23 protein-coding genes are annotated in these 24,574 nt (G+C 49.7%); 18 read left to right on the forward strand and 5 right to left on the reverse strand.

The features are described from left to right. Positions 1-31 precede the first annotated feature (31 nt). A complete protein-coding gene (gene tkt / locus ACW9JV_RS02925; RefSeq protein WP_457331183.1) occupies positions 32-2,035 on the forward strand; it encodes a transketolase in 2,004 nt (667 codons plus the stop codon). Between the two features lie 159 nt (positions 2,036-2,194). Here the strand turns inward: tkt and ACW9JV_RS02930 are convergent, their stop codons facing one another. Genes ACW9JV_RS02930 through ACW9JV_RS02940 form a run of 3 tightly spaced genes read right to left on the reverse strand, consistent with a single transcriptional unit; the run spans position 2,195 to position 4,763 of the window. After that, a complete protein-coding gene (locus ACW9JV_RS02930; protein WP_457331185.1) occupies positions 2,195-3,382 on the reverse strand; it encodes an acetyl-CoA C-acetyltransferase in 1,188 nt (395 codons plus the stop codon). Beyond that, a complete protein-coding gene (locus ACW9JV_RS02935) occupies positions 3,379-4,041 on the reverse strand; it encodes a 3-oxoacid CoA-transferase subunit B (RefSeq protein ID WP_457331186.1) in 663 nt (220 codons plus the stop codon). The genes ACW9JV_RS02930 and ACW9JV_RS02935 overlap by 4 nt, the downstream gene beginning before the upstream one ends. Positions 4,042-4,067: 26 nt before the next feature. After that, complete coding sequence (locus tag ACW9JV_RS02940) at positions 4,068-4,763, reverse strand: CoA transferase subunit A (protein WP_457331188.1); 696 nt, start codon at positions 4,761-4,763, stop codon at positions 4,068-4,070. 114 nt (positions 4,764-4,877) lie between these two features. Between ACW9JV_RS02940 and ACW9JV_RS02945 the strand changes: the two genes are divergently transcribed. The 11 genes from ACW9JV_RS02945 (at position 4,878) to ACW9JV_RS02995 (ending at position 16,586) form a co-directional block, all read left to right on the forward strand. Continuing rightward, a complete protein-coding gene (locus ACW9JV_RS02945) occupies positions 4,878-5,765 on the forward strand; it encodes a LysR family transcriptional regulator (protein WP_457331190.1) in 888 nt (295 codons plus the stop codon). A 241-nt stretch (positions 5,766-6,006) separates the two neighbouring features. Then, positions 6,007-7,308 carry an ABC transporter substrate-binding protein gene (locus ACW9JV_RS02950; protein WP_457331192.1) on the forward strand — a complete coding sequence of 434 codons (1,302 nt, stop codon included), beginning with the start codon at positions 6,007-6,009 and terminating at the stop codon, positions 7,306-7,308. Between the two features lie 44 nt (positions 7,309-7,352). Further along, complete coding sequence (locus ACW9JV_RS02955; protein WP_457331194.1) at positions 7,353-8,228, forward strand: carbohydrate ABC transporter permease; 876 nt, start codon at positions 7,353-7,355, stop codon at positions 8,226-8,228. Positions 8,229-8,247: 19 nt separating this feature from the next. Beyond that, positions 8,248-9,057, forward strand: a complete 810-nt coding sequence (locus ACW9JV_RS02960; protein ID WP_457331196.1) for a carbohydrate ABC transporter permease — start codon at positions 8,248-8,250, stop codon at positions 9,055-9,057. A 25-nt stretch (positions 9,058-9,082) separates the two neighbouring features. Further along, the gene (locus ACW9JV_RS02965; RefSeq protein WP_457331198.1) at positions 9,083-9,748 is read left to right on the forward strand and encodes a DUF4867 family protein; all 666 of its coding nucleotides are present in this window, start codon (positions 9,083-9,085) and stop codon (positions 9,746-9,748) included. A gap of 17 nt (positions 9,749-9,765) precedes the next feature. Further along, positions 9,766-11,106: a sulfoquinovose isomerase gene (sftI, locus tag ACW9JV_RS02970; protein WP_457331200.1), complete on the forward strand. Its 1,341-nt coding sequence runs from the start codon at positions 9,766-9,768 to the stop codon at positions 11,104-11,106. Positions 11,107-11,122: 16 nt separating this feature from the next. Then, the gene (locus ACW9JV_RS02975) at positions 11,123-12,310 is read left to right on the forward strand and encodes a diphosphate--fructose-6-phosphate 1-phosphotransferase (RefSeq protein ID WP_457331202.1); all 1,188 of its coding nucleotides are present in this window, start codon (positions 11,123-11,125) and stop codon (positions 12,308-12,310) included. After that, complete coding sequence (locus tag ACW9JV_RS02980) at positions 12,276-13,010, forward strand: GntR family transcriptional regulator (RefSeq protein WP_457331204.1); 735 nt, start codon at positions 12,276-12,278, stop codon at positions 13,008-13,010. The genes ACW9JV_RS02975 and ACW9JV_RS02980 overlap by 35 nt, the downstream gene beginning before the upstream one ends. Before the next feature lie 14 nt (positions 13,011-13,024). Continuing rightward, complete coding sequence (locus tag ACW9JV_RS02985; protein ID WP_457331206.1) at positions 13,025-13,900, forward strand: class II fructose-bisphosphate aldolase; 876 nt, start codon at positions 13,025-13,027, stop codon at positions 13,898-13,900. Between the two features lie 25 nt (positions 13,901-13,925). Then, entirely contained in the window at positions 13,926-15,359 is a 1,434-nt protein-coding gene (locus ACW9JV_RS02990; RefSeq protein ID WP_457331208.1) for an aldehyde dehydrogenase family protein, read from the forward strand. Positions 15,360-15,386: 27 nt separating this feature from the next. Beyond that, a complete protein-coding gene (locus ACW9JV_RS02995) occupies positions 15,387-16,586 on the forward strand; it encodes a Gfo/Idh/MocA family protein (protein ID WP_457331210.1) in 1,200 nt (399 codons plus the stop codon). A gap of 264 nt (positions 16,587-16,850) precedes the next feature. On the opposite strand, the gene ACW9JV_RS03000 is transcribed toward ACW9JV_RS02995, so the two are convergent. Together ACW9JV_RS03000 and ACW9JV_RS03005 are read right to left on the reverse strand one after the other, a co-directional pair. Continuing rightward, positions 16,851-17,768 (reverse strand): selenium metabolism-associated LysR family transcriptional regulator, encoded by a 918-nt coding sequence (locus ACW9JV_RS03000; protein WP_457331212.1) that lies wholly within the window; start codon positions 17,766-17,768, stop codon positions 16,851-16,853. 23 nt (positions 17,769-17,791) lie between these two features. Further along, a complete protein-coding gene (locus tag ACW9JV_RS03005; protein WP_457331214.1) occupies positions 17,792-18,832 on the reverse strand; it encodes a YeiH family protein in 1,041 nt (346 codons plus the stop codon). A gap of 287 nt (positions 18,833-19,119) precedes the next feature. Between ACW9JV_RS03005 and ACW9JV_RS03010 the strand changes: the two genes are divergently transcribed. From ACW9JV_RS03010 to ACW9JV_RS03035, 6 genes are all read left to right on the forward strand, one after another. After that, positions 19,120-19,836, forward strand: a complete 717-nt coding sequence (locus tag ACW9JV_RS03010) for a FadR/GntR family transcriptional regulator (protein WP_457331216.1) — start codon at positions 19,120-19,122, stop codon at positions 19,834-19,836. A gap of 198 nt (positions 19,837-20,034) precedes the next feature. Further along, positions 20,035-20,313 (forward strand): UxaA family hydrolase, encoded by a 279-nt coding sequence (locus ACW9JV_RS03015; protein WP_457331218.1) that lies wholly within the window; start codon positions 20,035-20,037, stop codon positions 20,311-20,313. A gap of 2 nt (positions 20,314-20,315) precedes the next feature. Further along, complete coding sequence (locus tag ACW9JV_RS03020; RefSeq protein ID WP_457331220.1) at positions 20,316-21,473, forward strand: UxaA family hydrolase; 1,158 nt, start codon at positions 20,316-20,318, stop codon at positions 21,471-21,473. A 110-nt stretch (positions 21,474-21,583) separates the two neighbouring features. Next, positions 21,584-22,543: a Bug family tripartite tricarboxylate transporter substrate binding protein gene (locus tag ACW9JV_RS03025; RefSeq protein WP_457331222.1), complete on the forward strand. Its 960-nt coding sequence runs from the start codon at positions 21,584-21,586 to the stop codon at positions 22,541-22,543. 30 nt (positions 22,544-22,573) lie between these two features. After that, positions 22,574-24,112 (forward strand): tripartite tricarboxylate transporter permease, encoded by a 1,539-nt coding sequence (locus tag ACW9JV_RS03030; protein WP_457331224.1) that lies wholly within the window; start codon positions 22,574-22,576, stop codon positions 24,110-24,112. Beyond that, positions 24,109-24,555: a tripartite tricarboxylate transporter TctB family protein gene (locus ACW9JV_RS03035; RefSeq protein WP_457331226.1), complete on the forward strand. Its 447-nt coding sequence runs from the start codon at positions 24,109-24,111 to the stop codon at positions 24,553-24,555. The genes ACW9JV_RS03030 and ACW9JV_RS03035 overlap by 4 nt, the downstream gene beginning before the upstream one ends. The last annotated feature ends 19 nt before the right edge of the window (positions 24,556-24,574 follow it).

Genomic DNA, 24,574 nt, shown 5'->3' on the forward strand with positions numbered 1-24,574 from the left:
CTCGATTTAATCTAGAAAGGAGAATCATTACGTGACACCATCCACTCTCAACAATGTAGAACAGGAAACGATCCGGACGATCCGGATGCTCTCGATCGACAGCGTCGAAAAAGCACAGTCCGGACATCCCGGTATGCCGATGGGGGCCGCTCCGATGGCGTATGTTCTGTGGTCCCGTTTTCTAAAAAAGAACCCCCGAAATCCTTTCTGGCAGGACCGGGACCGCTTTGTGCTGTCTGCGGGCCACGGCTCGATGCTGCAGTACAGTCTGCTGCATCTATTCGGATACGATGTGACGATGGATGATTTGAAATCATTCAGGCAGTGGGACAGTAAAACCCCGGGTCATCCGGAAGTCGGTGACACGCCGGGCATTGAAGCGACGACCGGCCCATTAGGTCAGGGAATAGCAATGACCGTTGGAATGGCACTGGCAGAAAGCCACTTGGCTTCTGTATATAACCGACCGAATTTTCCCGTCGTCGATCACTGTACGTACGCGATCTGCAGCGACGGGGATCTGATGGAAGGAATATCTCACGAGGCTGCAGCACTGGCGGGACATCTCGGTCTTGGAAAGCTTGTCTGGCTGTATGATTCCAACGATATTTCGCTCGACGGCGATCTGGACAAAGCATACTCCGATAATACCCGGAAGCGGTTCGAAAGTTACGGCTGGCAGGTTCTTTATGTGGAAGACGGTAATGATACCGAAGCTGTCGAAACCGCATTGCAGGAGGCGAAGCAGAACACTACGCAGCCGACCTTGATCGAAGTAAAAACGGTTATCGGTTACGGTGCCCCAAATAAAGGCGGGTCTTCCGCCTCCCACGGCGCTCCGCTCGGCGAAGAAGAAATAGAGAAGGTCAAGCAGGCATACGGCTGGACGCAGGAAGAACCGTTTTACGTGCCGGAAGTGGTGCGTGAACATATGGCGGATCTGAAGGAGTCATCTGAAAAAGAAGAAGAGGCCTGGAAACGGATGATGCAGGAATACCGCACAGAATATCCGGAGTTGTATGAAAGCTGGAAGCAGGGTTATACCGAGATCGATGAAGGACTATGGGACTCTATTTTTCAGGAGCTGGAAGTGGAAGGCAAAAAAGCGACCAGAGGCGCTTCTGGTGAAGTGATCCAGTCGCTTGCTTCGCATCTGAGATCCGTTGTCGGAGGTTCCGCCGATCTGGCCTCCTCCAATAAAACCATGATCGATGCAGAAGATGATATGAAAAAAGGCGATCACAGCGGAAGAAATATATGGTTCGGTGTTAGAGAATTCGGCATGGGGGCGGCATTGAACGGTATGGCGCTGCACGGAGGACTGCATGTATACGGCGGTACCTTCCTGACCTTTTCTGATTACATGCGTTCAGCCATCCGGACTTCTGCCATTATGAACAATCCGGTGACGTATGTGTTCACCCATGACAGCATTGCCGTCGGTGAAGACGGCCCGACGCACCAGCCTGTGGAACACATTGCGTCGCTGCGTGCCATGCCGAACGTCAACGTGCTGCGTCCGGCCGATGCAAAAGAAACAGCTGCAGCCTGGAAAACGGCATTAATCCGTTCATCGCAGCCGTCCGCGTTGATTTTTTCAAGACAGAACCTTCCGTCACTTCCACTGTCTCTGGAAGAAGTGGAGAAAGGGGTGGCCAAAGGAGCTTATATTGTAGAAAAATTAGAGAATCCGGATCTTGTGCTGCTTGCTTCTGGATCAGAAGTGGCGCTGGCACTGGAAGCAGCCGCTCAGCTGAAAGAAGAAGGTTACCGGCCGAATGTTGTCAGTATGCCGTCCTGGGACTTGTTTGAACAACAGACTGAAGAGTATAAACAGTCGGTGATTCCCCCGGATGTTAAACAGCGGGCAGCGATTGAAATGGCAAGTCCGCTTGGCTGGGACAAATATACGGGGGACCACGGGTATGTGTTTGGTATCGACACGTTCGGTGCGTCCGCTCCGGGAGATGTTGTTGTGGAAAAATACGGGTTTACAGCGGAAAATGTTGTGAAGAAGTTAAAGCAGGTATTTTAATATCCTTCCAAAAGAGTGTTTCGCTCGCAATCGACAGATTATCGCTCACATTCGACAGAGATTCGCTCGTAATCGACGCAAAACCGCCCGCAATCGACAAACATTCGCTCGCTGGCAGCATAATAGAAGAGGTCAGCCTGTCAAGAAGGCTGACCTTTTTTACGATCGCTCCACAATGGTGGCGACTCCCTGACCGCCGCCGATGCAGAGTGTGGCAAGACCGGTGCTGCTGCCGCGCCGTTTCATCTCATGTAACAACGTCACAAGAACGCGGGTACCGCTTGCGCCGATCGGATGACCGAGAGCGATGGCGCCGCCGTTCACGTTCAGCCGCTCGGAAGGGATGCCTAAGTCCCGCTGCACAGCGAGAGATTGTGCGGCAAAGGCTTCATTGGCTTCTACGAGATCGAGATCTTCCATTTTCATGCTGCTTTTCTGCAATGCACGTTGCGTGGCGGGAATGGGACCGGTACCCATCAGGCTTGGGTCCACTGCCGCACTGGCATTGCTCTTTATACGTGCCATAGGGGAGATATGAAGATCTTTAGCGCGGCACTCACTCATCACAACGACAGCGGCTGCACCGTCATTAATACCGGAAGCGTTGCCGGCGGTGACACTGCCGTCTTTGCGGAAGGCCGGGCGTAATGCTGCAAGTTTTTCGGAAGTTGTCCCGGCGCGGATATGTTCATCCGTATCGACAAAGAGAGGATCCCCTTTGCGCTGCGGTACTTCGACAGGAATGATTTCATCTTCAAATGTCCCGTTATCCCGGGCTGCTGCTGCTTTCTGCTGGCTGGAAGCAGCGAAGCTATCCTGCTCTTCCCTGGTAAATCCGTATTGATCGTTGATGTTTTCGGCGGTATAGCCCATGTGATAGTTTTCCATGGAGCACGTCAAACCATCATGTACCATGCTGTCTATCAATTTCTTATCTCCCATGCCGAGGCCTTCCCGGGCATTCATGCTGAGATAGGGAGCCCGGCTCATATTTTCCATGCCGCCTGCGATAACGATGTCAGCATCTCCTGTCTGCACCGCCTGCGCGGCAAGATGGACAGCTTTCAGACCGGAGCCGCAGACTTTATTGATGGTCATGGCAGGTGTTGTTTCAGGGAAGCCGGCATGTATCGCGGCGATCCGGGCTGGATTCTGGCCGAGACCGGCCTGGAGAACATTTCCCATGATCACTTCATCTACTTGATCAGTCTCTATTCCGGACCGCTTTAAGGCACTACGTAGCGCTGCGGCCCCTAAATCAACAGCCTCCACATCTTTCAATGCGCCCTGAAATCCGCCAATCGGTGTGCGGACTGCTCCGGCAAGAACGACGTTTTCGAAGGTCACTTGGAATCCTCCTTCTCTGCCAGATTGTTATCCACTGTAAAGGAAGCTTCTGTATGAGCGCGGACGTCCGCAATATCTGCTCCGTTCAGCACTTCTTTCAGAACCATGCCATTCTCTGTAAAATCAAATACCGCCATATCAGTGATGAGGCGGCTGACCACTTGTTCACCCGTGAGCGGCAGTTCGCAGGATGTACGGATTTTTGAGGCACCGTGTTTGTTTACATGGTTCATGATAATAACGACGTTGCGGGCTCCCTGTACAATGTCCATCGCACCGCCCATGCCTTTTACCATTTTGCCGGGAATCATCCAGTTGGCGAGATCCCCTTTTTCCGATACTTCCATACCGCCGAGAACAGCCAGGTCAATGTGCCTGCCCCGGATCATGGCGAATGATTCGGCATTGTCAAAAAAGGAGCCGCCGTCTTTCACTGTAACCGTTTCTTTTCCGGCATTAATGAGATCCGGGTCCAGTTCCGATTCGTGCGGATAAGGGCCGATGCCGAGAAGTCCATTTTCAGAATGGAGAAAGACATCTTTATCTGCTGGAATATGGTTGGCAATCATCGTAGGCATCCCAATGCCAAGGTTCACAATCATGCCGTCCTCGATTTCCTGGACGGCCCGGTGAATGATTCTCTCACGCGCATCACTCATTGTTTTTTTCCTCCTTATGATGATTATTACACTTGTGCGGTGGTCCGTTTTTCGATCCGTTTTTCATATTCCGCACCTTCGAGAACATCCTGAATATAGAGCCCCGGGGTATGAATGACATCCGGATCGAGTTCTCCGGCTTCTACGAGTTTTTCTACTTCTGCAATGGTCTTTTCACCGGCAGCTGCCGCAAGGGGATTGAAATTCCGGGCCGTTTTTCTGTAGATAAGGTTGCCAAACGAATCTCCCTTCCATGCCTTCACAAGAGCAGCGTCACCGGTAATTGCTTCTTCGAGAATACAGGTTCTGCCGCTGAACTCCTTGTGTTCCTTGCCTTCTGCAATCGGTGTGCCTACCCCGGTTGGTGTGTAAAAGCCGCGGATTCCTGCACCTCCTGCGCGTATCCGTTCTGCCAGCGTCCCCTGCGGAACAAGTTCTACATCAAGTCCGCCGCTTAAATACTGCTCCTCAAAGATTTTGTTTTCGCCGACATAGGAAGCAATCATTTTTTTGATCTGCTTGTTTGCCAGAAGCAAGCCGAGCCCCCAGTCATCCACCCCGCAGTTATTGCTGACGACCGTAAGATCTTTCGCTCCGTGTTCCGCCAGCGCGGCAATGGCTTTTTCGGGAATGCCGCAGAGACCGAATCCTCCTACAATGATTGTGTCCCCGTCTTTAATCGATTGAACGCTGTCTCTAAAGGATGTGGATCGTTTACTCATCCGTGTCCGCTCCTTTCTGAAAAGTATTTTCTTTCACTTTACTAGAAGCGCTTACATGCGTAAAATACATAAATATAATATATTTATTCTAAAAAGTAATAAAAGGAGAGCCCTATGGATCTGAAACAGCTTCGTTACGTGGTGGAAGTGTATAAAGAGGAAAGTTTTTCGAAAGCCGCCGACAAATTGCACGTGTCCCAGCCGGCATTGAGCAAGATGGTTCATCAGCTGGAAGAGGAACTGGATATCCGATTGTTCGACCGTTCCACCCGTAATCTGAAAATCACCGGGGAAGGGGAAAAGATACTGCTTCATGCGCAGAAAGTGCTGCGCGGTGCGGAAGATTTGAAGGAAGCAGCGAATGAAATAAAGCTCCGCAAACAAGGCCGCTTCACATTTGGACTGCCTCCGGTGATCGGATCGAGCTTTTTCCCCTCCCTGATCGCCTCCTTCCGGAGAACATACCCTGAAGCCCAAATGCAGATCGTGGAGGAGGGAGCCAAGATTATGGAACACTCCCTTCTGGAAGGAAACATAGATGTCGGGGTGGCGATTCTGCCGGTGGATGAAGAACAGTTTGAAGTCCGGCCGATTGTCAAGAGGGAGCTGCTGCTTGTCGTTTCAAAAGACCAACCGCTGGCCGGCCGGAATACTGTGAAGATGAAAGAGCTGGAGGAGGAACGTTTTCTAATGTTCCGCAAAGGTTTTTCCTTATATGACCGAGTGCGGGAAGCGGCGATTCAGGCGGGTTTTGAGCCGGTAGTTGAGCATGAAAGCACCCAGTGGGATTTTTTGATTGAATTGGCCATGGCTGGACTTGGGGTGGCATTTTTACCGGAAACGGTCGTAAAAAAAGCGAATCTGGAACACGTCGCTGTGTTATCTGTCACCGATCCGGCGGTGCACTGGAATCTGGCATTGATCCGGCGGCGGAATGGATACCAGTCTCATGCTGCAGAAGCATGGGTGGATTTTGTTGAAGAGGCCTTCCGGTCCAATTAATGATAGAAACATATAAGAGCTATTGGATTTTTTAATTATTGGAAAATTAAAAAAGTATTGAAAATACATGAAGGGGATGTTTAAATGAAAGCAGTATATACGAATAATCAGGAAAGGGGATGCATAAGATGACATAAACATCTTTTATTTTTTACCGCTTTATGAAAGCGCTTTTATTTTTGGTTAAAAAGGTACGTACCTTTTTAAATTTATAATTATGTATTACAGGGAGGTCATTATCTTGAAAAAGAAGTATGGTGTTTTTGCCGGAATGCTCACGGTCTCGTTTATGCTCGCAGCCTGTGCGGATAACAGCAGCCAGCAGGAAGCCGAAGATAGCGGCAATGATTCGGGTGGAGACGAAGGTTCTTCTGCTTCCAGTGAAGATGCAACGGAAATCAGCTTTATTCACTGGCGCGGGGAAGATGAAGAAGTGTTTGATGACATTATCAGTCAATTCGAAGAAGAGAACCCGGATATCACCGTTCAGATGAATACCTATCCTTCGGAACAGTATCAATCGAACGCACAGCAGATGCTCCGGGACGGTTCGACCGGCGATGTTTTCACTTCGTTTCCGGGAAGCCAGTTTGAAACGATCAATAATGCCGGCTTTTTTACTGACTTATCGGATGAAAGTTTTGTAGATAATTTCGCGGAGACGTCTCTCGAAGTAGGACAGTCCGGTGGCAGTCAGCTTGCTATTCCTTATCAGCTGGTGTTCAACATGCCGGTATATAACAAAGGTATGTTTGAAGAGCTCGGAATTGAGCCCCCGACAAGCTGGTCTGAATATCAGGAGATGGCGGAGACGCTGAAAGAAAATGATATTACGCCGATTGCGTTTCCAGGCGCTGATATCGGTCCGAACCAGACGATGAACAGCATGATGATGAATAATGCCAAGAATGAAGATGTCTTTGCCCAGCTTGAAAGCGGGGAAGAATCACTGACCAATGATTGGTGGGTCAGCACGCTTGAAGATTTCCAGTATTTTAACGAAAACGGCTATTTCCAGGAAGATGCTCTCGGAACAAACCAGGATTCGGCGATGCAGATGGTGGCTGATGAAGAAGCGGCCATGCTTGCGACCGGCTCCTACCATATGGCTTCATTGAAAGATTTGAATGAAGATCTGGAACTCGGCCTTCTGCCGCCTATAACAGTGCCGGAAGAAGAAGTGGAATACGAAGGCATTCATACAGCTACCTTTATGCTTGCCGTGAATAAGAATTCCGAAAAGAAAGAAGAAGCAAAAACGTTTATTGAGTTTCTGAGCCAGCCGGATATTGCATCACAGTATGCGAATGAAACCGGGCAGCACCTGACAGTAAACGATGTGGAATATGAGTCGGAAGCGCTGCAGAATACCTCTCACTGGATCGATGAAAAAGATACAAGATTCCAGCCGCGCTATCTAATCACGGAAGCTGCGGTGGAAGACGCGGTATTATCCTCCATTGAAAACACGCTCGGGGGCACGGCGCCGGAAGAGGCAGCTGACGAAGCACAACAGATTGTAGAAGAAAATATAGGTGACTAAATAAAACGGTCCGCATCAAGTAAACTTTAAAAAGGATTGATTTCATGAAAATCTCAAAAACAATCTATCTATTTTTTATCCCCGGGTTGATCCTTTATTCGATATTTTTTCTTTATCCGACTTTCAGCGCCATTTTCTATTCCTTTACGGATTGGGACGGCATCAGCGAGAACTTTAACTTTGTCGGGTTTGAAAATTACGAAAAAGCGATCACAGGCGATAGCATATTCGTGAAGTCAGTCGGCAACAACATGGAGTTTATGCTGTTTGTTGTCATCTTCCAGACCATCATCGCATTAATTTTCGCTATCTTCCTTGTGAAAAACACAAAAGGGAATTACTTGCTGCGGGCGCTGTTTTTCTTCCCTACGATTCTGTCGTCTGTTTCCGTAGCCTTTATCTGGACGTTCGTCTATGACCCTCAGCTCGGAATTCTGAATCAGATTCTTGGTTTGATCGGTCTGGATGTTCTTGCCATGAACTGGCTTGGAAATGGCGATATAGCGATCTATGCCCTGGCCTTCACCCAGGTATGGTTCCATGCCGGTCAGATGCTGATTATCTTCGTGGCAGGGCTGCACGCCATTCCGTTTGATCTGTATGAAGCGGCGAAAATAGAAGGGGCCACGAAATGGCAGACATTTAAAAAAGTAACGTGGCCGCTTCTCGCCCCTTCTGCCACGATTGTTATTGCCTATACGACGATTCAGTCGTTTCAGGCATTTGATCTGGTGTTTGCGATGACAGGCGGCGGTCCGAATAATGCGACCGAAATCATTTCCACCTACATTTATGAAATTGCATTCCGCGGGTATGACTTTGGTTACGCTTCTGCCATTTCTGTATTGTTCATGATGCTGATCGCATTGATCACCTTCATCCAGTTCAAAGTTCTGCGCTCCAATCGGGTGTCCTATTAAAAGAAAGGAAGGATTCGGAATGTTTTTTCGAAGATTTGCCGTATTTATTTACGCGGTTCTTATCCTGATACCGCTCATTATGGTTCTGTTAACATCTATGAAGACCCGGGAAGAAACCTTCCAGAACCCGTTGGGACTGCCGGAAGCAGGGATCAATGTTGATAACTTCATCTCGATCTTCTATGAACAGACGATGGCCGGCTATTTTGTGAACAGTGCCACCGTGACGTTGAGCTCTGTGTTTCTGACGTTATTTTTTGCTTCCATGATCGCTTACGGTATCACCCGTCTCGATAACTGGAAAGGGAATGTTCTGTTCATCGTATTTACACTCGGTATGATGGTGCCGCCACAGGTGAACATGGTGCCGCTTTATTCCGTCGTACTGAATTTAGGTCTGACAAACAGCCTGCTTGGTTTAATACTCGTGAATATAGCGTCAACCCTGCCGGTGGCTGTGTTTATTCTGACCGGATTCATGAAGACGCTGCCGAAAGAATTATTTGAAGCATCGACGGTGGATGGAGCAGGCAACTGGAAAATGTATGCCCGGGTGGCGCTTCCGCTTTCTCTTCCGTCCCTTTCGGCAACGGCCATCTTTTTATTCGTGATGCACTGGAATGATCTTCTGTATCCACTGCTTTTCATCACGGACAACGCCTATAAAACACTGCCGCTTGCTCTGCTGGACTTTCAGGGGCAGTATTCGACCAATTACCCGATGTTGTTCACCGGCGTACTTATTGCTTCGGCGCCCATGGTCATCACCTATATCTTCCTGCAGCGTTATTTCGTAGCGGGAATGACTTCCGGTGCTGTGAAGGGCTGAGCGGCCTGAAAAAAGGAGGAAAATCATGCTCGAAGAAATGCAGAAACAGAATCCGCATATCACGATTCACCACGTGGAACATGAAGCGTTCTCCGTTTTCGGCCGGGTCCTTGAAAACTTTCCGGTGGAAGACGCGCTGCAGAAGCTCCACACCGTGGAGGTTCCGCCGGAAGGCAACATATACGTGAGGTCGGTAACGGAATGGGAACAGGATGCCTTCCGAACAGAGGTGGAGCAGCAGTTTTACGGGGAGATGCCGGTGCAAGTCGGTTACTGCAACGGCAACAGTTCAGCCCTCCGTGGTCTTGAATTTCACAAAGGCAGTGAAATCAATGTGGGGGCGTCGGATTTTATTCTGCTGGTTGGCTCGGTACTGGATATTACAGAGAACCGGTTTGACACGGAGAACATTCAGGCTTTTTATGTGCCTGAAGCCACCGCGGTGGAGTTATTTCAGACAACCCTGCATCTGGCTCCCTGTAAAACAACAGAAGCAGGTTTCCGGTGCATGGTCGTTCTTCCCCGCGGGACGAATGCTGCGCTCGATCACGAGCCGGATGACAGGCTGCTTTTCATGAAAAATAAGTGGCTGCTGTCCCATCCGGAAAACAGGCGGTTTATTGATCAGGGAGCCCACCCGGGGATGTATGGTCCTGATATTCATATGCACTGCAGGGCGGATAACGAGTAAAAAGGAGGAACAACGGAGTGGAGAATCTATTATACCTTCCGATAGGAAGAAAAACATTTGATCTGGAAACCGGAGAAAAAGAAAGAGAGAAAAGCTCTGCTTTTCTGCACCAGCTGCCAGCACAGGTTATTGAACCGGAAGGCATTATTACCTCACCGGAGGAATTGGAAACCTTTCTCCAATCTATAAACAATGAAAGTGTTTCCGTCATCATTTATCAAAGTATTACATTTGCCGACGGTGAGTTTATTCAGAGTGTCATGGAACACGTGAACGCACCCGTGATTGTCTGGTCGATCCGGGAACCGGCGGTTGGAGCGCGGCTCCGTCTCAACTCCCTTACCGGCGGCAACAGCACCAGCCACGTCCTGAAATGCGCGGGACGGCGGTATACTTTTGTTTTCGGCAATACCGAGGAAGCGCAGGTGCAGAGCCGGATCAAGCAGCAGATCAGGGTTCAGGCGCTCCTCGAGTCACTCGCAGATTTTAAAATCGGAGTTATCGGGGACTACCAGCCGGGCTTCTTCTTTTCCGGTACCGATGAAAAGCAGCTGAATGAGCAGTTTGGCATTGAGGTGCTGCGCCTTGATCTGCAGAAAGCTTTTGATGAAAGCAAACAGATGCCACGCGCAAAATGGGAGCCGGAGATCGACCGGGCGGAACAGCAGGTCATCGGCCTGCAGCGCTCTGATGAAACCGTACAGCGCTTTGCCCAGTTTTCTTCGTATGTCAGAGAGGAAATTCAGGAAAAGGAGATCTCCGCTCTTGCGATTCGGTGCTGGCCGGAATTTTTCAATGAACTGGGAGCAGCAGCCTGTTCCACCTTGTCGCAGTTCACAGAGGAAGGCGTTGTCTCGTCCTGTGAATCGGATATTCACGGGGCGGTGACGATGTTTATTCTGCAGGAACTCTCCGGCGGAAAATCCCCGTATCTGGGAGATATGGTTCATGTCAACGAAGCGGCGGGTTCCGTGGTGTTCTGGCACTGCGGGGCCGGGGCTTATTCGCTGGCTCATCCGGATCAGGGCGCGCGGCCCGGTGTGCATCCGAACCGCAAGCTCGGGTTTACGATGGAATTCGGCCTGAAGCCCGGCAAAGTAACGATGTTCCGTGTCGGCTGGACACCGGGTGGATACCGCCTGCTTGTGATGCGAGGCGAGGCGCTGGATACCCCGCAGCGCTTTAACGGGACGTCGGTGGAAGTACAGCTGGAAACGAATGTAACAGAGACATTATATGACTTAATGGATGAAGGGTTTGAACCTCATTACGGACTGGTTTATGAAGATGTCACAGAAGACTTGATGGAGCTGGGAAAACAGCTCGATCTGCCGGTATCGGTCTACATGTCAAGGTGAAGGGAGCTGCGGAACGATGAAACATATTGCCATTGGGCAATCCGGAGGTCCCACAGCTGTTATCAATGCGACGTTGGCCGGTTTTGTCCGATCATTATATAAGGATCATCAACTGACATTTATTCGGAATGGGTATGAAGGGTTGGCAGAAGATGTTTTTATCGAAGGGACGAAAGAAATCATCAGCGGTGTGCTGGAACATGAAAGGATACCTGGGGCGTGTCTTGGCGCAGGCCGGTATGGTTTCACACGTGAAAAGATGAAGCAGTCGGTGAAGAATCTTCGGAGCCGGGGTATTCAGACGCTGGTGTTTATCGGCGGAAACGGCACGATGGAGGCCCTGCACGGCATACAGCAGGAAGCGGCTGAGCAGCACTACCCGCTTCAGGTGATCGGACTGCCAAAAACGGTGGACAATGATTTAGCCGGGACCGATCATGCGCCGGGGTTCGGGAGTGCGGCTAAATATGCAGCAATGGCGGCACGGGATATGAGCAGGGACCTGCAGGCGATGAACAATTTTGAACAAGTTCGGATATTGGAGACGATGGGCAGAAACGCAGGCTGGCTGGCAGCGGCGTCCGGGTTTTTTAACCAATACCCCGAAGACGGTCCTCATGTCATCAGTCTGCCGGAATGTCCCATGAAGCCGGAGGAATTGGTGCAGCAGACCACGTCAGCACTGGAAATATACGGCTCCGCTCTGATCGTCGTCAGTGAAGGCGCGGCATGGAGCGGTGATGAGCAGGTGGAAAAAGAAGTCGTGAACGGGCGGCCGGTATTAGGCGGTGTCTCCAGGGAAGTGGAAGAGCTGCTGAAAGATAATCTGGATGTGATGGTGCGCTCGGAACTTCTCGGTATGAATCAACGGTGCTTTTCCCCTGCTGTGTCCTCCGTTGATTTCGAGGAAGCCGTACAGACGGGCGAAACAGGGGCGGCATGGGTGCTGGAGGAACGCACCGGCGTCATGACTGCGCTCGAACGGACCAGCAGCTTCCAGTATCTTATCTCCCACACCCCTGTTTGGCTGGAAGCGGTGGAACACAGCGGTGAACGAAAGCTTCCTTCCCACTTCATTGAGGATCGGGACGCTTTTCGTGACTGGCTCCGGCCACTGCTGGGGGAGGGGCTTGAAACCTACCCTCCCCCGCTCCAAAGGAGGAATCATCATGTCATCGGACAAAATCAACCAAAACAAAAATGAAGCGTTATACCTGCAGATTAAAGATATCCTGATTCAGCGGATTCAGGACGGCGAATGGGAAGCTCATTCCCTGATCCCGACCGAGCAGGAGTTGATGAAAGAATTTGATGTAAGCCGCAGCACCGTCCGGCAGGCGATCTCGATTCTTGTACAGACCGGGCTTGTGGAAAAAACGCAGGGGAGAGGGACCATTGTCAAACCACAGAAGCTGGTTGGCAGCCTCGGACGGTTGAAAGGCTTTGCCGAAGAAGTGGTGGAGAAAGGACAGACACCGCGGTCCAGGCTGATTCGGTCGGAATTCAGCGATCAACTCTATACGGAGAAGACGATGCTTGAAGTAGAGGAAGAAGCCAGCATTCTGCTCGTGGAACGGATCCGCTTCGCCGATCATGTGCCGGTTGCCCTCGAGAGGACATGCTGGCCGTACGATATCGGTAATATCCTGATGCAGTATGATTTGAACGAGGCCAGGTATTACGAAATTCTGGAGGATCATAATATCTTTCTGAAAAAAGCATCCGAGAAAATCATCGCGATTAATGCGACGCAGCACGAAGGGGATCTCCTCGGGATCCGTCCCGGCGTAGCCCTGCTTGAAATGACCAGGCTGAGCTTCGGGATGAACGATCATCCGATGGAATTCACAAAAACGAAATACCGCAGTGACCAGTATCATTACGATATCGAACTGAACCGGTAAAAGGAGAGAACAGCATGCCGTTTGTAGATGGGAAAACAATGCTTGACCATGCCTTTGAGCATGGATACGGGGTCGGGGCGTTCAGTGCCCACAATGCAGAAACAATTCTCGCTGTCATCGAAGCAGCCGAGGAAGAACAGGCCCCGATTATGATACAGGTCGGCCAGAAAGTGATTCAGACGCTCGGCATGGAACCAATGAAAATGCTCATCGACTGGTACGGCCGCGATGCACGTATCCCGATCTGCATCCATCTGGATCACAGCAGGGAGTTTTCGCAGACGATGAGGGCCGTGCAGCTCGGTTTTCAATCGGTCATGTTTGATGGCTCCGCGCTGCGTTTCGAAGAAAATACCGAGTTGACACAAAAAGCCGCAGCCATCGCAGCATCTCTGAACATAGGATCGGAAGGTGAAATCGGAAAAATAGGCGGCACGGAAGATGATATTACGGTGGACGAAAAAGACGCCATGATTACGACGACCGAGGAAGCAAAAGCATTCGTGGAAGCAACGAACGTCGATTACCTTGCTGCTTCTCTCGGTACCGCCCACGGCATCTACAAAGAGACACCGAACCTCCACTTTGACCGTCTGGGGGACATTGTCAAAGCGGTGCAGCGTCCGGTCGTTCTTCACGGAGGTTCCGATGTGCCGGATGAACAGGTGCAGCGCGCTGTTTCTCTGGGAGTGGCTAAAATCAATGTAGATACCGAATTACGGCAGGCGTTTACAAAAGGCGTTCAGGAAGTTTTTGCAGAAAATGAAAATGAAATCGTTCTCGCCAACTCGTTAGGCCGCGGAACGTCGAGAATGAAAGACAAAGTCAAAGAAAAAATCCGTGTGTTCCAGAGCGGCGGCAAGTCCGGACAGCTACTTTCATCACTTTAATCTTATCATGAAGGAGGACGTAAATATGGCAGCATCCACACCTCATTCGAAAAGCCCTTTGTTTATTGGAGGGGAAAGGAAACATAGAGAGGAAACGCAGCCGGTTTTTCATAAATATACCGGGGAAAAATGGGCGGAAACGTCAAAGGCATCGAAAGCCGATGTAGATGAAGCGGCCGCTTTCGCAAAGAAAGCATTCCGGCAGGCTTTTTCCCCTTATGCACGCTATGAAGTACTGCAGAAGACGGCCCATCTCATGCGGGAAAATCAGGAAGAGCTGGCCGCTATTCTCGTCGCGGAAGTAGGAAAACCGGTGAAAGAATCGCGCGGAGAAGTCGCCCGCGCCGCATTAACGATGGAAATTTCCGCCGAAGAAGCGAAGCGGATGCACGGAGAAGGGGTTCCAGTGGAAGCGGCGCCGGGATCGGAAAACCGGCAGGCGTTCACCAAACGCGTTCCTGTCGGCGTCATTGCAGCGATCACGCCGTTTAATGTACCCCTTAACTTAGTCTGTCATAAAGTCGGTCCAGCTGTCGCAGCCGGAAACAGCATTGTGCTGAAACCGGCAAGTACGACGCCGCTCTCGGCGCTGCGGCTGGCTGAATTAATGGCAGAGGCGGGACTTCCTGCCGGGCGCCTGAATGTCATCACCGGCTCCGGTTCCCAAATCGGTGACTGGTTGTGTGACAATCGGGATATTGATATGTACACATTCACCGGAAGCCCGGAAACAGGCAGGAAGCTGAAAGAGAATGCCGGCCTGCGGAATGTGGCGCTGGAGCTGGGGAATAATTCAGCCGCGGTGGTGCATCATGATGCGGATGTAGAGGCGGCAGCCAAAGCCTGCGCACAGAAGAGCTTTAACAATGCCGGGCAGGTATGTATATCGGTACAGCGCATTTATGTGCATCACAACGTGTATGATACGTTTCTCGAAACACTGAAAAAGGAGACAGAAGCGTTAAAGACAGGCGATCCATCTGAAGAAACAACCGATGTAGGACCGATGATCTCGGAAGAGGAAGCGGTCCGTATCGAACAATGGGTGGCCGAAGCAGTGGCACACGGAGCAGAAATACAGACGGGAGGTAAGCGGCACGGTCCGGTGTATGAGCCGACGGTGCTCACCAACATTCAGGATGATATGAAAGTGTGTAAAGAAGAAGCATTCGGCCCGATTGTGGCTGTTGATGCTTACGTGACAACCGACGAGGTAACGGCCAGGGTGAATGATTCCGACTACGGGCTGCAGGCCGGTGTGTTTACAAATTCACTCGAGTTTGCCATGAAAGCTTCCGAAGAGATGGAAGTCGGCGGCCTGATTATTAATGATACACCGGGGTACAGAGTGGACCATATGCCGTACGGCGGCGTGAAAAAGAGCGGGAATGGAAAAGAAGGACCGAAATATGCGATAGAAGAGATGACGGAAGAACGTCTCGTTGTATTGAACCTGTAGCTCATACCATGAAGGAGGCGGACAAAGATGCCGGATCCCCGCACCAATTACTACAATCCCTTTTTTAAGTCGGACCATTTAACAGAAAAAGATAAATATATTTTTGCTGACGATACGCCGGAGTACCGCTTTACGATCATCGGAGCAGGAATGATCGGCCAGGAACATATCCGCGTAACGATGCTCGAAGGCCGGGCTGTCATACACGGAATTTATGACAGCAATGCCGGCAGCATGCAGAATACGAAAGAAATGTTTCACCGCGAGTTTCCGGGCCGGGACCTGGTGTTGTATGAGACCCTTGATGCTGCGTGCATGGATCCGGAAGTGGATGGGCTGATTATCTGTACGCCGAATTACACGCATCTCGACGTCGTTAAAGAAGCTGTGAAATCAGGCAAGCACATTATGCTGGAAAAGCCGATGGCAACGACGCTGGAAGACGCTCTGGAGCTGAAACAGACAGCCGAGAATTACCAGGCTGTTTTTCAGATCGGGCTGCAGTACCGGTATAAAGCGATTTACCGGGAAGCGGTGCATGAAGTACTGGAACGGCGGTCGATCGGTGATGTGAAAACGATAAGCATCATGGAACACCGGGTTCCGTTTTTGGATAAAGTCGATCAGTGGAATAAATTTTCCGAGTATTCCGGGGGTACACTCGTCGAAAAATGCTGCCATTATTTTGACTTGATGAACCTGTTTGCCGGAGCCAGGCCCGTCCAGGTCTATGCTGTCGGTGATATGGACGTTAATTTCCGGGATTTCCACTATGAGGGGCGGGACTCGGATATCATCGACGATGCGTTTGTTACCGTGAAATATGAGAACGGCATGAAAGCCCATTTCAACCTCTGTATGTTTGCGCCGATGTTTTATGAAGAAATCACGTTGTGCGGCGATCAGGGCCGGTTAAAAGCGTATGAAAATGAAGATTTTCTCCCGCTGGAACGTCCGTCGACCCATCTGGAAGTGTTGAGCGGGGAAACCGGGACAGCGAGAGTGGGTGCCCCATGCTATCCTTCGGTCATTCAGGAAAGCGGGCATAACGGCGCCACCTATTATGAGCATAAATACTTTATCGACAATATTAAAGGAGACACGCAGTCCACCGCTACAGCGGAAGAGGGTTTCTGGTCGATTGTAATAGGGGAAGCAGCCGAACGCTCCGTTAAAACAGGAGAAGTTATTCAAATCAAGGAAATGCTCGATGGAATTCGAATATAAAATAGCAAACTTCCGAATGATTCTTCCATGAATCGTTCGGAAGTTTGTTGTGTATTATCTGCCGCTTCGTCAAAATACTCTTAATGACTACTTTTAACACACATTCCAGGAACGTTTGATTTGCCGATAAGCGGAGGCCGGCCACGGAGACTCCAATGGGGAAGGACGAGCTGAAGATCCACTTGGTAAAGTGGTTTTCTTTACCAAGTAGCTGAAGCCGTCCCCATGGAAAGCGTAGTGACCGGCCGCAGCGATCGACACGAGTTACAGCTGGAAGTGTTCATTCAGATAATACTGCTGAATAAAGGATAGAAAGGTTTCGCCGGGCAGTGTCAGTTTTTTCTGGTTGTAGACCGCGTAAAAGAAGCGGCGGAGACGGATGCCGTTAATCGGAATCTGGCGGAGCGTTCCGAGTTCCAGTTCTTTTTTGATGGCATTTTTGGAAATAATCATAATGCCCAGGCCCGATTCCACAGCGGATTTGATCGATTCGGTGTGTTCCAGCTCCATGATGATGTCGAGTTTATTTGGATCAAGGCCGTTGTTCTGCAGATGCTTTTCTACGACCTGGCGCGTCCCGGACCCCGGTTCCCTCATGATAATCGGATATTCAAACAGTTCCTCCGGCTGGATGATCTGTTTCTGAGGGCTGATCGGGGACGATTGGGAAGCGGCTGCGGATACGACCAATTCATCTTCCAGAAAGGCGGACTGGTCGTAATCCGGATACGATTTCGTCGATTCGATGAACCCGAGATCGATGTCATCATTGGCTAAATGCTCCATAATCTGCTCGGAGTTGTACACTTTCAGTTTCATCTGGATATTCGGATACTCTTTCCGGAACTGTCCCAGCACGTAAGGGAGAATATGTTCTCCGATGGTGAGGCTGGCGCCGATATCCAGGTCCCCGTGAATCGTTTCGGAAAGACTGTCCAGTTCCTTCTCTGTCTGTTTTACGAGTGAAAAAATCTGATCGGCGTATTTATATAAAATCTCTCCGGAAGGGGTTAACTTTACACTTTTTGTCGTCCGTTCAAACAAAGTGGCGTCAAGGGCCTGCTCCAGATTTTTGATTTGCAGGCTGACGGTCGGCTGGGCTAGGTGCAGGATTTTGGCTGTTTCGGAAAAATTCTGGTGGTTCGCCAATATATAGAACGCTTTCAAATGTTCCAGGTTCATGTCACGCCCTCCTTATTCTTTTATCATATCAAAACGAGAAGGAGTATGCCGATGCCGACAATAAAAATGGATCCGGCAATTCCAACGATCACAGGGCGGAAACCGGCTTTCTGGAAGTCGTGGACATTCATGCTGAGGCCCAGCCCCGCCATTCCCATTGCCATCAAGTATACGCTGGAGGACGTCAGAAAGTCCTGTACTGGCACGGAGAAAAATCCGAAGGTGTTAAGAATGCTCATCGCTAAAAAGCCGAGTACAAACCATGGAAACGGAATATCCTTCAAACGGGTTCGTTCTGTATTCGATTTATTGATGAACAATGACAGCAGTAAAGCGGCGGGAACGAGCATTAATACCCGTCCCAGTTTGACGACGATGGCGGCCTCACTGCTGACATCCCCGCCCGGTACTGCTGCGGCAACGACGTGGGCCAATTCATGAAGCGTTGCGCCGACAAGTATTCCGTAAGCTTCGTTGGATAGATCCAGCCAAGGGAACAATACAATGTAACCTATGGCTCCGACCGTTCCGAGAATGGCAATACAGGCAACAGCAAGAGGTGTCTTTTTGTCACTCCCCTTTAAAATTGGAGCAACGGCCACAATCGCAGCTGCCCCGCAGATGGCTGTGCCCGTTCCGATGAGAAGCGTCAAATCGCGGTCAACGTTCATCACTTTTCCGAGAAAAACAACGAAAAGCAGAGTGGCGGTAATCACAACGGCATCGATGACGAGGATGGAGATCCCCATGTCGGCGATAGTTACTAAATTCAAGCGCACGCCGAGAAGGACAATCCCGCCCCGTAAAATGTACTTGCTGCTGAACGTGATGCCTGCTGAGGCATGCACTGGAATATTCATGCTTGCTTTCCAGGCCATTCCGAGCAGGATTGCAATAATCATAATTCCTAAAATTGAAAGAACAGGAAGGGAAGCGAGGCTGTCTGCCAGCAGGGCAAGCATAAACGTCAGCAGTATTCCCTGATACATCCCCAATGTTTTTGTTCTGCTGATAAGTGTGGATGACCGCTCCTGCTTTTGCGGAAGCCGTTGTTCAGAAAACATCAAAACCCCTCCTGTTTCCCGCGCCGGAAAAATTTATCGTTACATGCACCGTAGCACAGGATCACGGTCTGTGGTTATGAGGGTTTCTTATATTATTTATCATTGAAATTAATAAATTATTTCTTTTTTATCAAGAAAAGTTTGTCCAGGTATCTTGTTTTTCCAGTAAATGCAGGCATAAATAAGACAAACGTTGGAAACAGACGTTTATATTTGATATAGTAATATATAATAAAGTGGTTGGGTCTATCATCCACTGTCACCAACCTTGGAAGGGGATATGCAGCATGTTTGACTCTTTCGATTTTGAGAGAAAAGGTATTTCTGAAAGAGCCGCTGATTATATCAAACAGTATATTGTGGAAGGAAAATATAAGCCGGGGGATAAACTTCCCGGCGAAAGAGAAATGGCAGGTAATTTAAATGTAAGCAGAAATACCGTCAGGGAAGCGTATAAAATCCTGGAAGCATATGGGTATATTACAATTAAACATGGAACCGGCATATTTGTCGCTTCCGAAGAATATCAGATCAGTAAAATGGCTTCCTTCTTTTTTGTTTCTACGGATCAATTCAAGGATTTATTTGCGATCCGCAAAATTCTCGAAAACAGCGCGGTTGAGTGGGCGGTGGAACATGCTTCGGCCGACCAGATCGAGGATCTCGCTGCGGTGGTGGAGGAATCAAAAAAAACAGCACGGGAGGAAAACAGACACGAAAACCTGGCCGGTCTGGATCAAAAATTTCACCTCGCATTGGCTCATATGTCGGGAAATACGGTACTGATTCATGTCATGCATAATCTCATTGATCTGCTGCAGGAATCGCGGCTGCAGTCGATGCAGATTCCCGGCAGAGGAGTACAGTCCGTGCTGGAACACGAAAGCATCGTCCAGGCCGTTAAAAACCGAAACGCACAGGAAGCGGGAGACTGTATGGCCCGGCATCTCGAAAGTGTGGAACGGTCCATCACAGACAATATGGAAGAAGAAACGGAATCGTGATGTATCATTATCTCTGTTGATAAATCGTATTGAAAACCGTGATAAGAGAATGATGAATCCCTGTTTGCCGGGGATTTTATTCATGATAGACAAAGAACAGGAAAAAAGACGGTATTGAAATTTTTTGAATACTCATATATTATAATATCAAATTGGTTGGGTCACTTAACCTATAAACCAATTAAAGGAGGTAAAACATTGCACAAATTTCTGATTCATAATCAAGGTGATCATGTCGGAGTGGCAACCTCCCCTATTCAATCAGGGGAAAAGGTGACGGGGGTGTACATGGATACCGATGAGAAAGTGGACGTAACCTCTCACGGAGACATTCCGCTCGGCCACAAAATAGCCGTGGCGGATCTTGCCAAAGGAGAGAGCGTTACCAAGTACCTCGTAACCATCGGCGAGACAACAGCACCGCTGTCTAAAGGTGACTACGTACACACACATAATATAAAAACAAAGAGGTGGTAGAAATGGATCAGCAGTTATATGGGTACCGCAGAGAAAACGGAAAAGTAGGCATCCGTAATCATGTCATTATTTTACCGGTGGACGACATCTCCAATGCCGCATGTGAATCAGTGGCCCAGCAGATAAAAGGAACGCTCCCCCTTCCGCATGCGTATGGAAGACTGCAATACGGCGCAGACCTGGATCTTCATTTCAGAACCATGATCGGAACAGGATCGAATCCCAACGTCGCAGCGGTCATTGTTATCGGCATTGAAGACAACTGGACGAAAACGATCGTCGACGGTATTGCTGAAACAGGCAAGCCAGTGACCGGCTTTTCGATTGAAGGATACGGCGATCTGGAAACGGTGCGCCGGGCCTCATGGAAAGCCAAAGAATATGTGCAGTGGGCATCAGAACTTCAGAAAGAACCGGTGGAACTGAAAGATCTGACCGTAAGTATTAAATGCGGCGAATCGGATACAACCACAGGTCTCGGTTCCTGCCCGACGGTATCGCAGGCTGTGAACCGGCTTGTCGATGCCGGTGCCACCGTATTTTTCGGCGAAACGTCTGAATTGACCGGCGGCGAAAACCTGATCGCGGACCGGATGGCGACCCCTGAATTAAAAGAAAAATTCATGGCTGTGTATAACGACTATATTAACGAAATTGAATCGCAGGCAGTGGATCTGCTCGGCTCCCAGCCGACCCAGGGAAATATTAAAGGCGGTCTTTCCACCATTGAGGAGAAAGCGCTCGGAAACATTGCGAAAACAGGAGATAAAGAGGTAATTGGTGTGCTGGAACCGGCGGAGATGCCTTCCAACGGAAACGGCTTGTATTTCATGGATACGTCTTCTGCCGCGGCAGAGTGTATAACGCTGATGGCAGCGGGAGGAGCGGTCGTCCATTTCTTCCCGACCGGTCAGGGCAACATTATCGGCAATCCGATTGAACCCGTGGTGAAAGTAACGGCCAACCCTGATACGGCAGAAACAATGAGTGAACACATCGATGTGGATGTGAAAGGACTCCTCTCCAGAGAGATCAACCTGACGCAGGCGGGAGATCAACTGATGGAATGTCTTCAGCGGACCGTGAACGGCCGTCTGACCAGTGCTGAAGCGCTTGGTCATCAGGAGTTTGTCATGACGAAACTATATCGCAGCGCGTAAAAAGGAACAGTGGTCACAGCCTCTGTCAGAAATCATCTTTCTCCCGGAGGCTGTTTTTCTAAAGGCGAAATGAAAGCGTTTCCTTAAAAGTATTCTAAGGGGGATTATCAATGAAGAGGGCGGTCACACTGACGACACTGGCAGCAGCTATGACAATTGCCGGGTGCGGCACAGGCGGAAGCGCAGAAAATTATCCTAATGAACCTATTACCTACAGCATTCCTTTCGGGCCCGGAGGACAGTCGGATGTGGAAGCAAGAAGACAGGAGCCTATGCTGGAAGAAATCCTGGATACCGAAGTAAATATTACGTATAAAGAAGGAGCAGGAGGAGCTGTCGGGTGGACGGAACTGGTCAGTGAGCAGGGAGACGGCTATTTTATCTCCGGCATGAACATTCCCCACATCATTTTGCAGCCGATGACGCAGGATGATGCCGGGTATGAAACGGATCAGATCAACCCGGTCGCCCTTTTTCAGGGAACGCCTATCGGCCTGGCTGTACCAGCGGACAGTGATATAGAAACGCTGGATGATTTTATTGATCAGGCAGAAAGCGGGGAACAGATGACCATTTCCGGTTCCGGTACCTATTCCGGCCATCATCTGGCATTCATGCAGCTATCCAATCTGAAAGACCTGGATATGGAGTATGTTCCTTCCACCGGAGCTGCCGAATCCATTCAGAACTTTCTCGGCGGCAATACGGATGCGATTTTTGCCAACTCCAATGACCTAGTTAAGTACAAGGAAGACATGAATATCCTGGCGATTGGGGCAGAAGAAACATTTGAAGCACTCCCGGATGTTCCTACATTCCAGGAAGAAGGAGCAGATTTTACGGCCAGTATTGACAGAGGTGTAGCTGTTCCGCCGGATACCGATGAAGAAATCATTCAAACCCTTGAAGATGCCTTCCTGGAAATAGCCAATGATGAAAGTGTTCAGGAAGAAATGATTAATGAAGGATTTGAGCCGGTTTCCATGGGGCGGGAAGAAACACAGGAACACATTGAAGAACTGAAGGGGCAGTATGAAGAAACGATGAGAGAATTGGGCGAGATTGAATAATGGCATCATGCTGTTTGAGGAGGTAGCAGGATGGAGGTTTTTCAAGAAGTTTTAAGCTCGCTAAGCCAGCCTTTTACTATCATATATATGGTATTCGGCGTAGCGGCAGGGATGATAGTGGGAGCGCTGCCGGGATTAACGGCAACAATGGCGATTGCAGTTATGCTGCCTTTCACCTTTTCGATGCCTCCGGATACAGCGTTGATCACGCTGGGCGGTATTTATATCGGTGCTATATTTGGAGGATGTATCGCGGCCATTCTCATTAACACACCTGGAACTCCATCTTCCATCGCAACGACGTTTGACGGCTATCCCATGACGCAGCAGGGAAAACCGGACCAGGCTCTGATTACCGCTGCGGTCAGCTCCGGGATCGGCGGAGTGGTCGGAGGTTTGGCTCTCCTCTTTTTAACCCCTATGCTGGCCGCGCTTGCCTTGAAGTTCGGTCCGCCGGAATTTTTCTGGATCGCGCTGCTTGGGTTAACGATGGTGGCTACATTATCCTCCGGTTCGCTGTTGAAAGGGCTGATCGGTGGAAGTATCGGACTGCTTTTAAGCACGGTGGGACTGGCTCCCATCGGAGGTGATTCCCGATTCACCTTTGGCTTTTCGCAGCTTCAGGCCGGCTTTGAACTGATTGTGATGCTGATTGCTTTCTTCTGCATCCCTCAGGTGATCCGGATGATCAAGAATCAATCGAATACGAAGGAACAGGTGCAGCCGTTCCAGTCTCAGAAAGGGGTGATCGGTTATGTGTTTAAACAGATCTTTATGCGTCCCTTTCTTCTTCTCCGCTCGGCTGTTATCGGAATTATAGTAGGTATTATACCAGGGGCAGGCGGCAATGTGGCCAGTCTTTTATCTTACGATGCCACCGTACGGATGTCGAAAGATCAATCCACGTTCGGTAAAGGGGATGTGCGGGGCGTGTCGGCTTCGGAAGGGGCCAACAACGCCGAAGTAGGAGGATCGCTTGTTCCGCTGCTTGCACTCGGTATCCCAGGTGCCCCGCCGGCAGCGGTCATTATCGGCGCCTTGCTGATGCAGGGGATCCAGCCCGGGCCGAACCTGTTTGAAGAGAATGCCAATCTTATTTACACATTTATTACCGCCTTTATTCTGGCGAATGTTGTCATGCTTATTCTTGCGTTGTTTGGTTCGAAATATATCGGCCGTGTCATCAATATTCCCACGTACTATCTCGCGCCAGCGATCGTATTTCTTACCATCATCGGTTCGTATGCGATCCGTAATAATTTCACGGATGTGGTGACCTTAATTATCATCGGATTGATCGGATATGTTCTGTCCGAACGGGGATTTGCTCCGGCGCCGATTGTGTTGGGACTCATTCTAGGGCCTATAGCGGAAGAAGGTCTGGCCCAGTCGATTCTTATCAGTGAAGGTTTCTTCAGTCTTCTTGGACTGTTTTTCACCCGGCCGATTACGCTCGTTTTGATACTGTTTTGTATTCTCTCCCTGCTCAGTCCTTATATTGGGAAATTATTAAAAAGTCAGAAGGATAAAGAAGAACAGGAAAACGAAGAAGCGGAGGAATCATTATGACAAAGGACACAGGCAGTGCCGTCTTTTTCATTCTGCTTGCGGCCGGTGGATTATGGAAGGCGCTTTCCTTCAATACAATGAGCGCTGTATTCCCCATTCTCGTATTATCCCTGCTGCTGTTGTTTTCGATCATCTATTTCTTCGTAAGTATGAGGAAAGGCAGGGAAAACACAGAAACAGCATCCGCCATTTTTTCCAAAGAGGCGGTTATTACAGGGCTTGGTCTGCTTGGCTATGTACTGTTTATATGGGTGATAGGCTTTCTCGCGGCGAGCCTTCTCTTTCTTGGAGGACTGACGTGGTATCTGCAGGGAGGATTCGTTTCAGGGAAAAAAAGAGTACTGAACGCGGCCGGAAGCTCCATTATCGTGACCGTCGTTTTCTTCTTTCTGTTCCGTTACGTGTTTTTGGTACAGCTTCCGACAGGAATGTTCACGTCTTAAGTAGAAAAAAGGGGAGTGG

This window comes from Salibacterium sp. K-3, assembly GCF_054052005.1.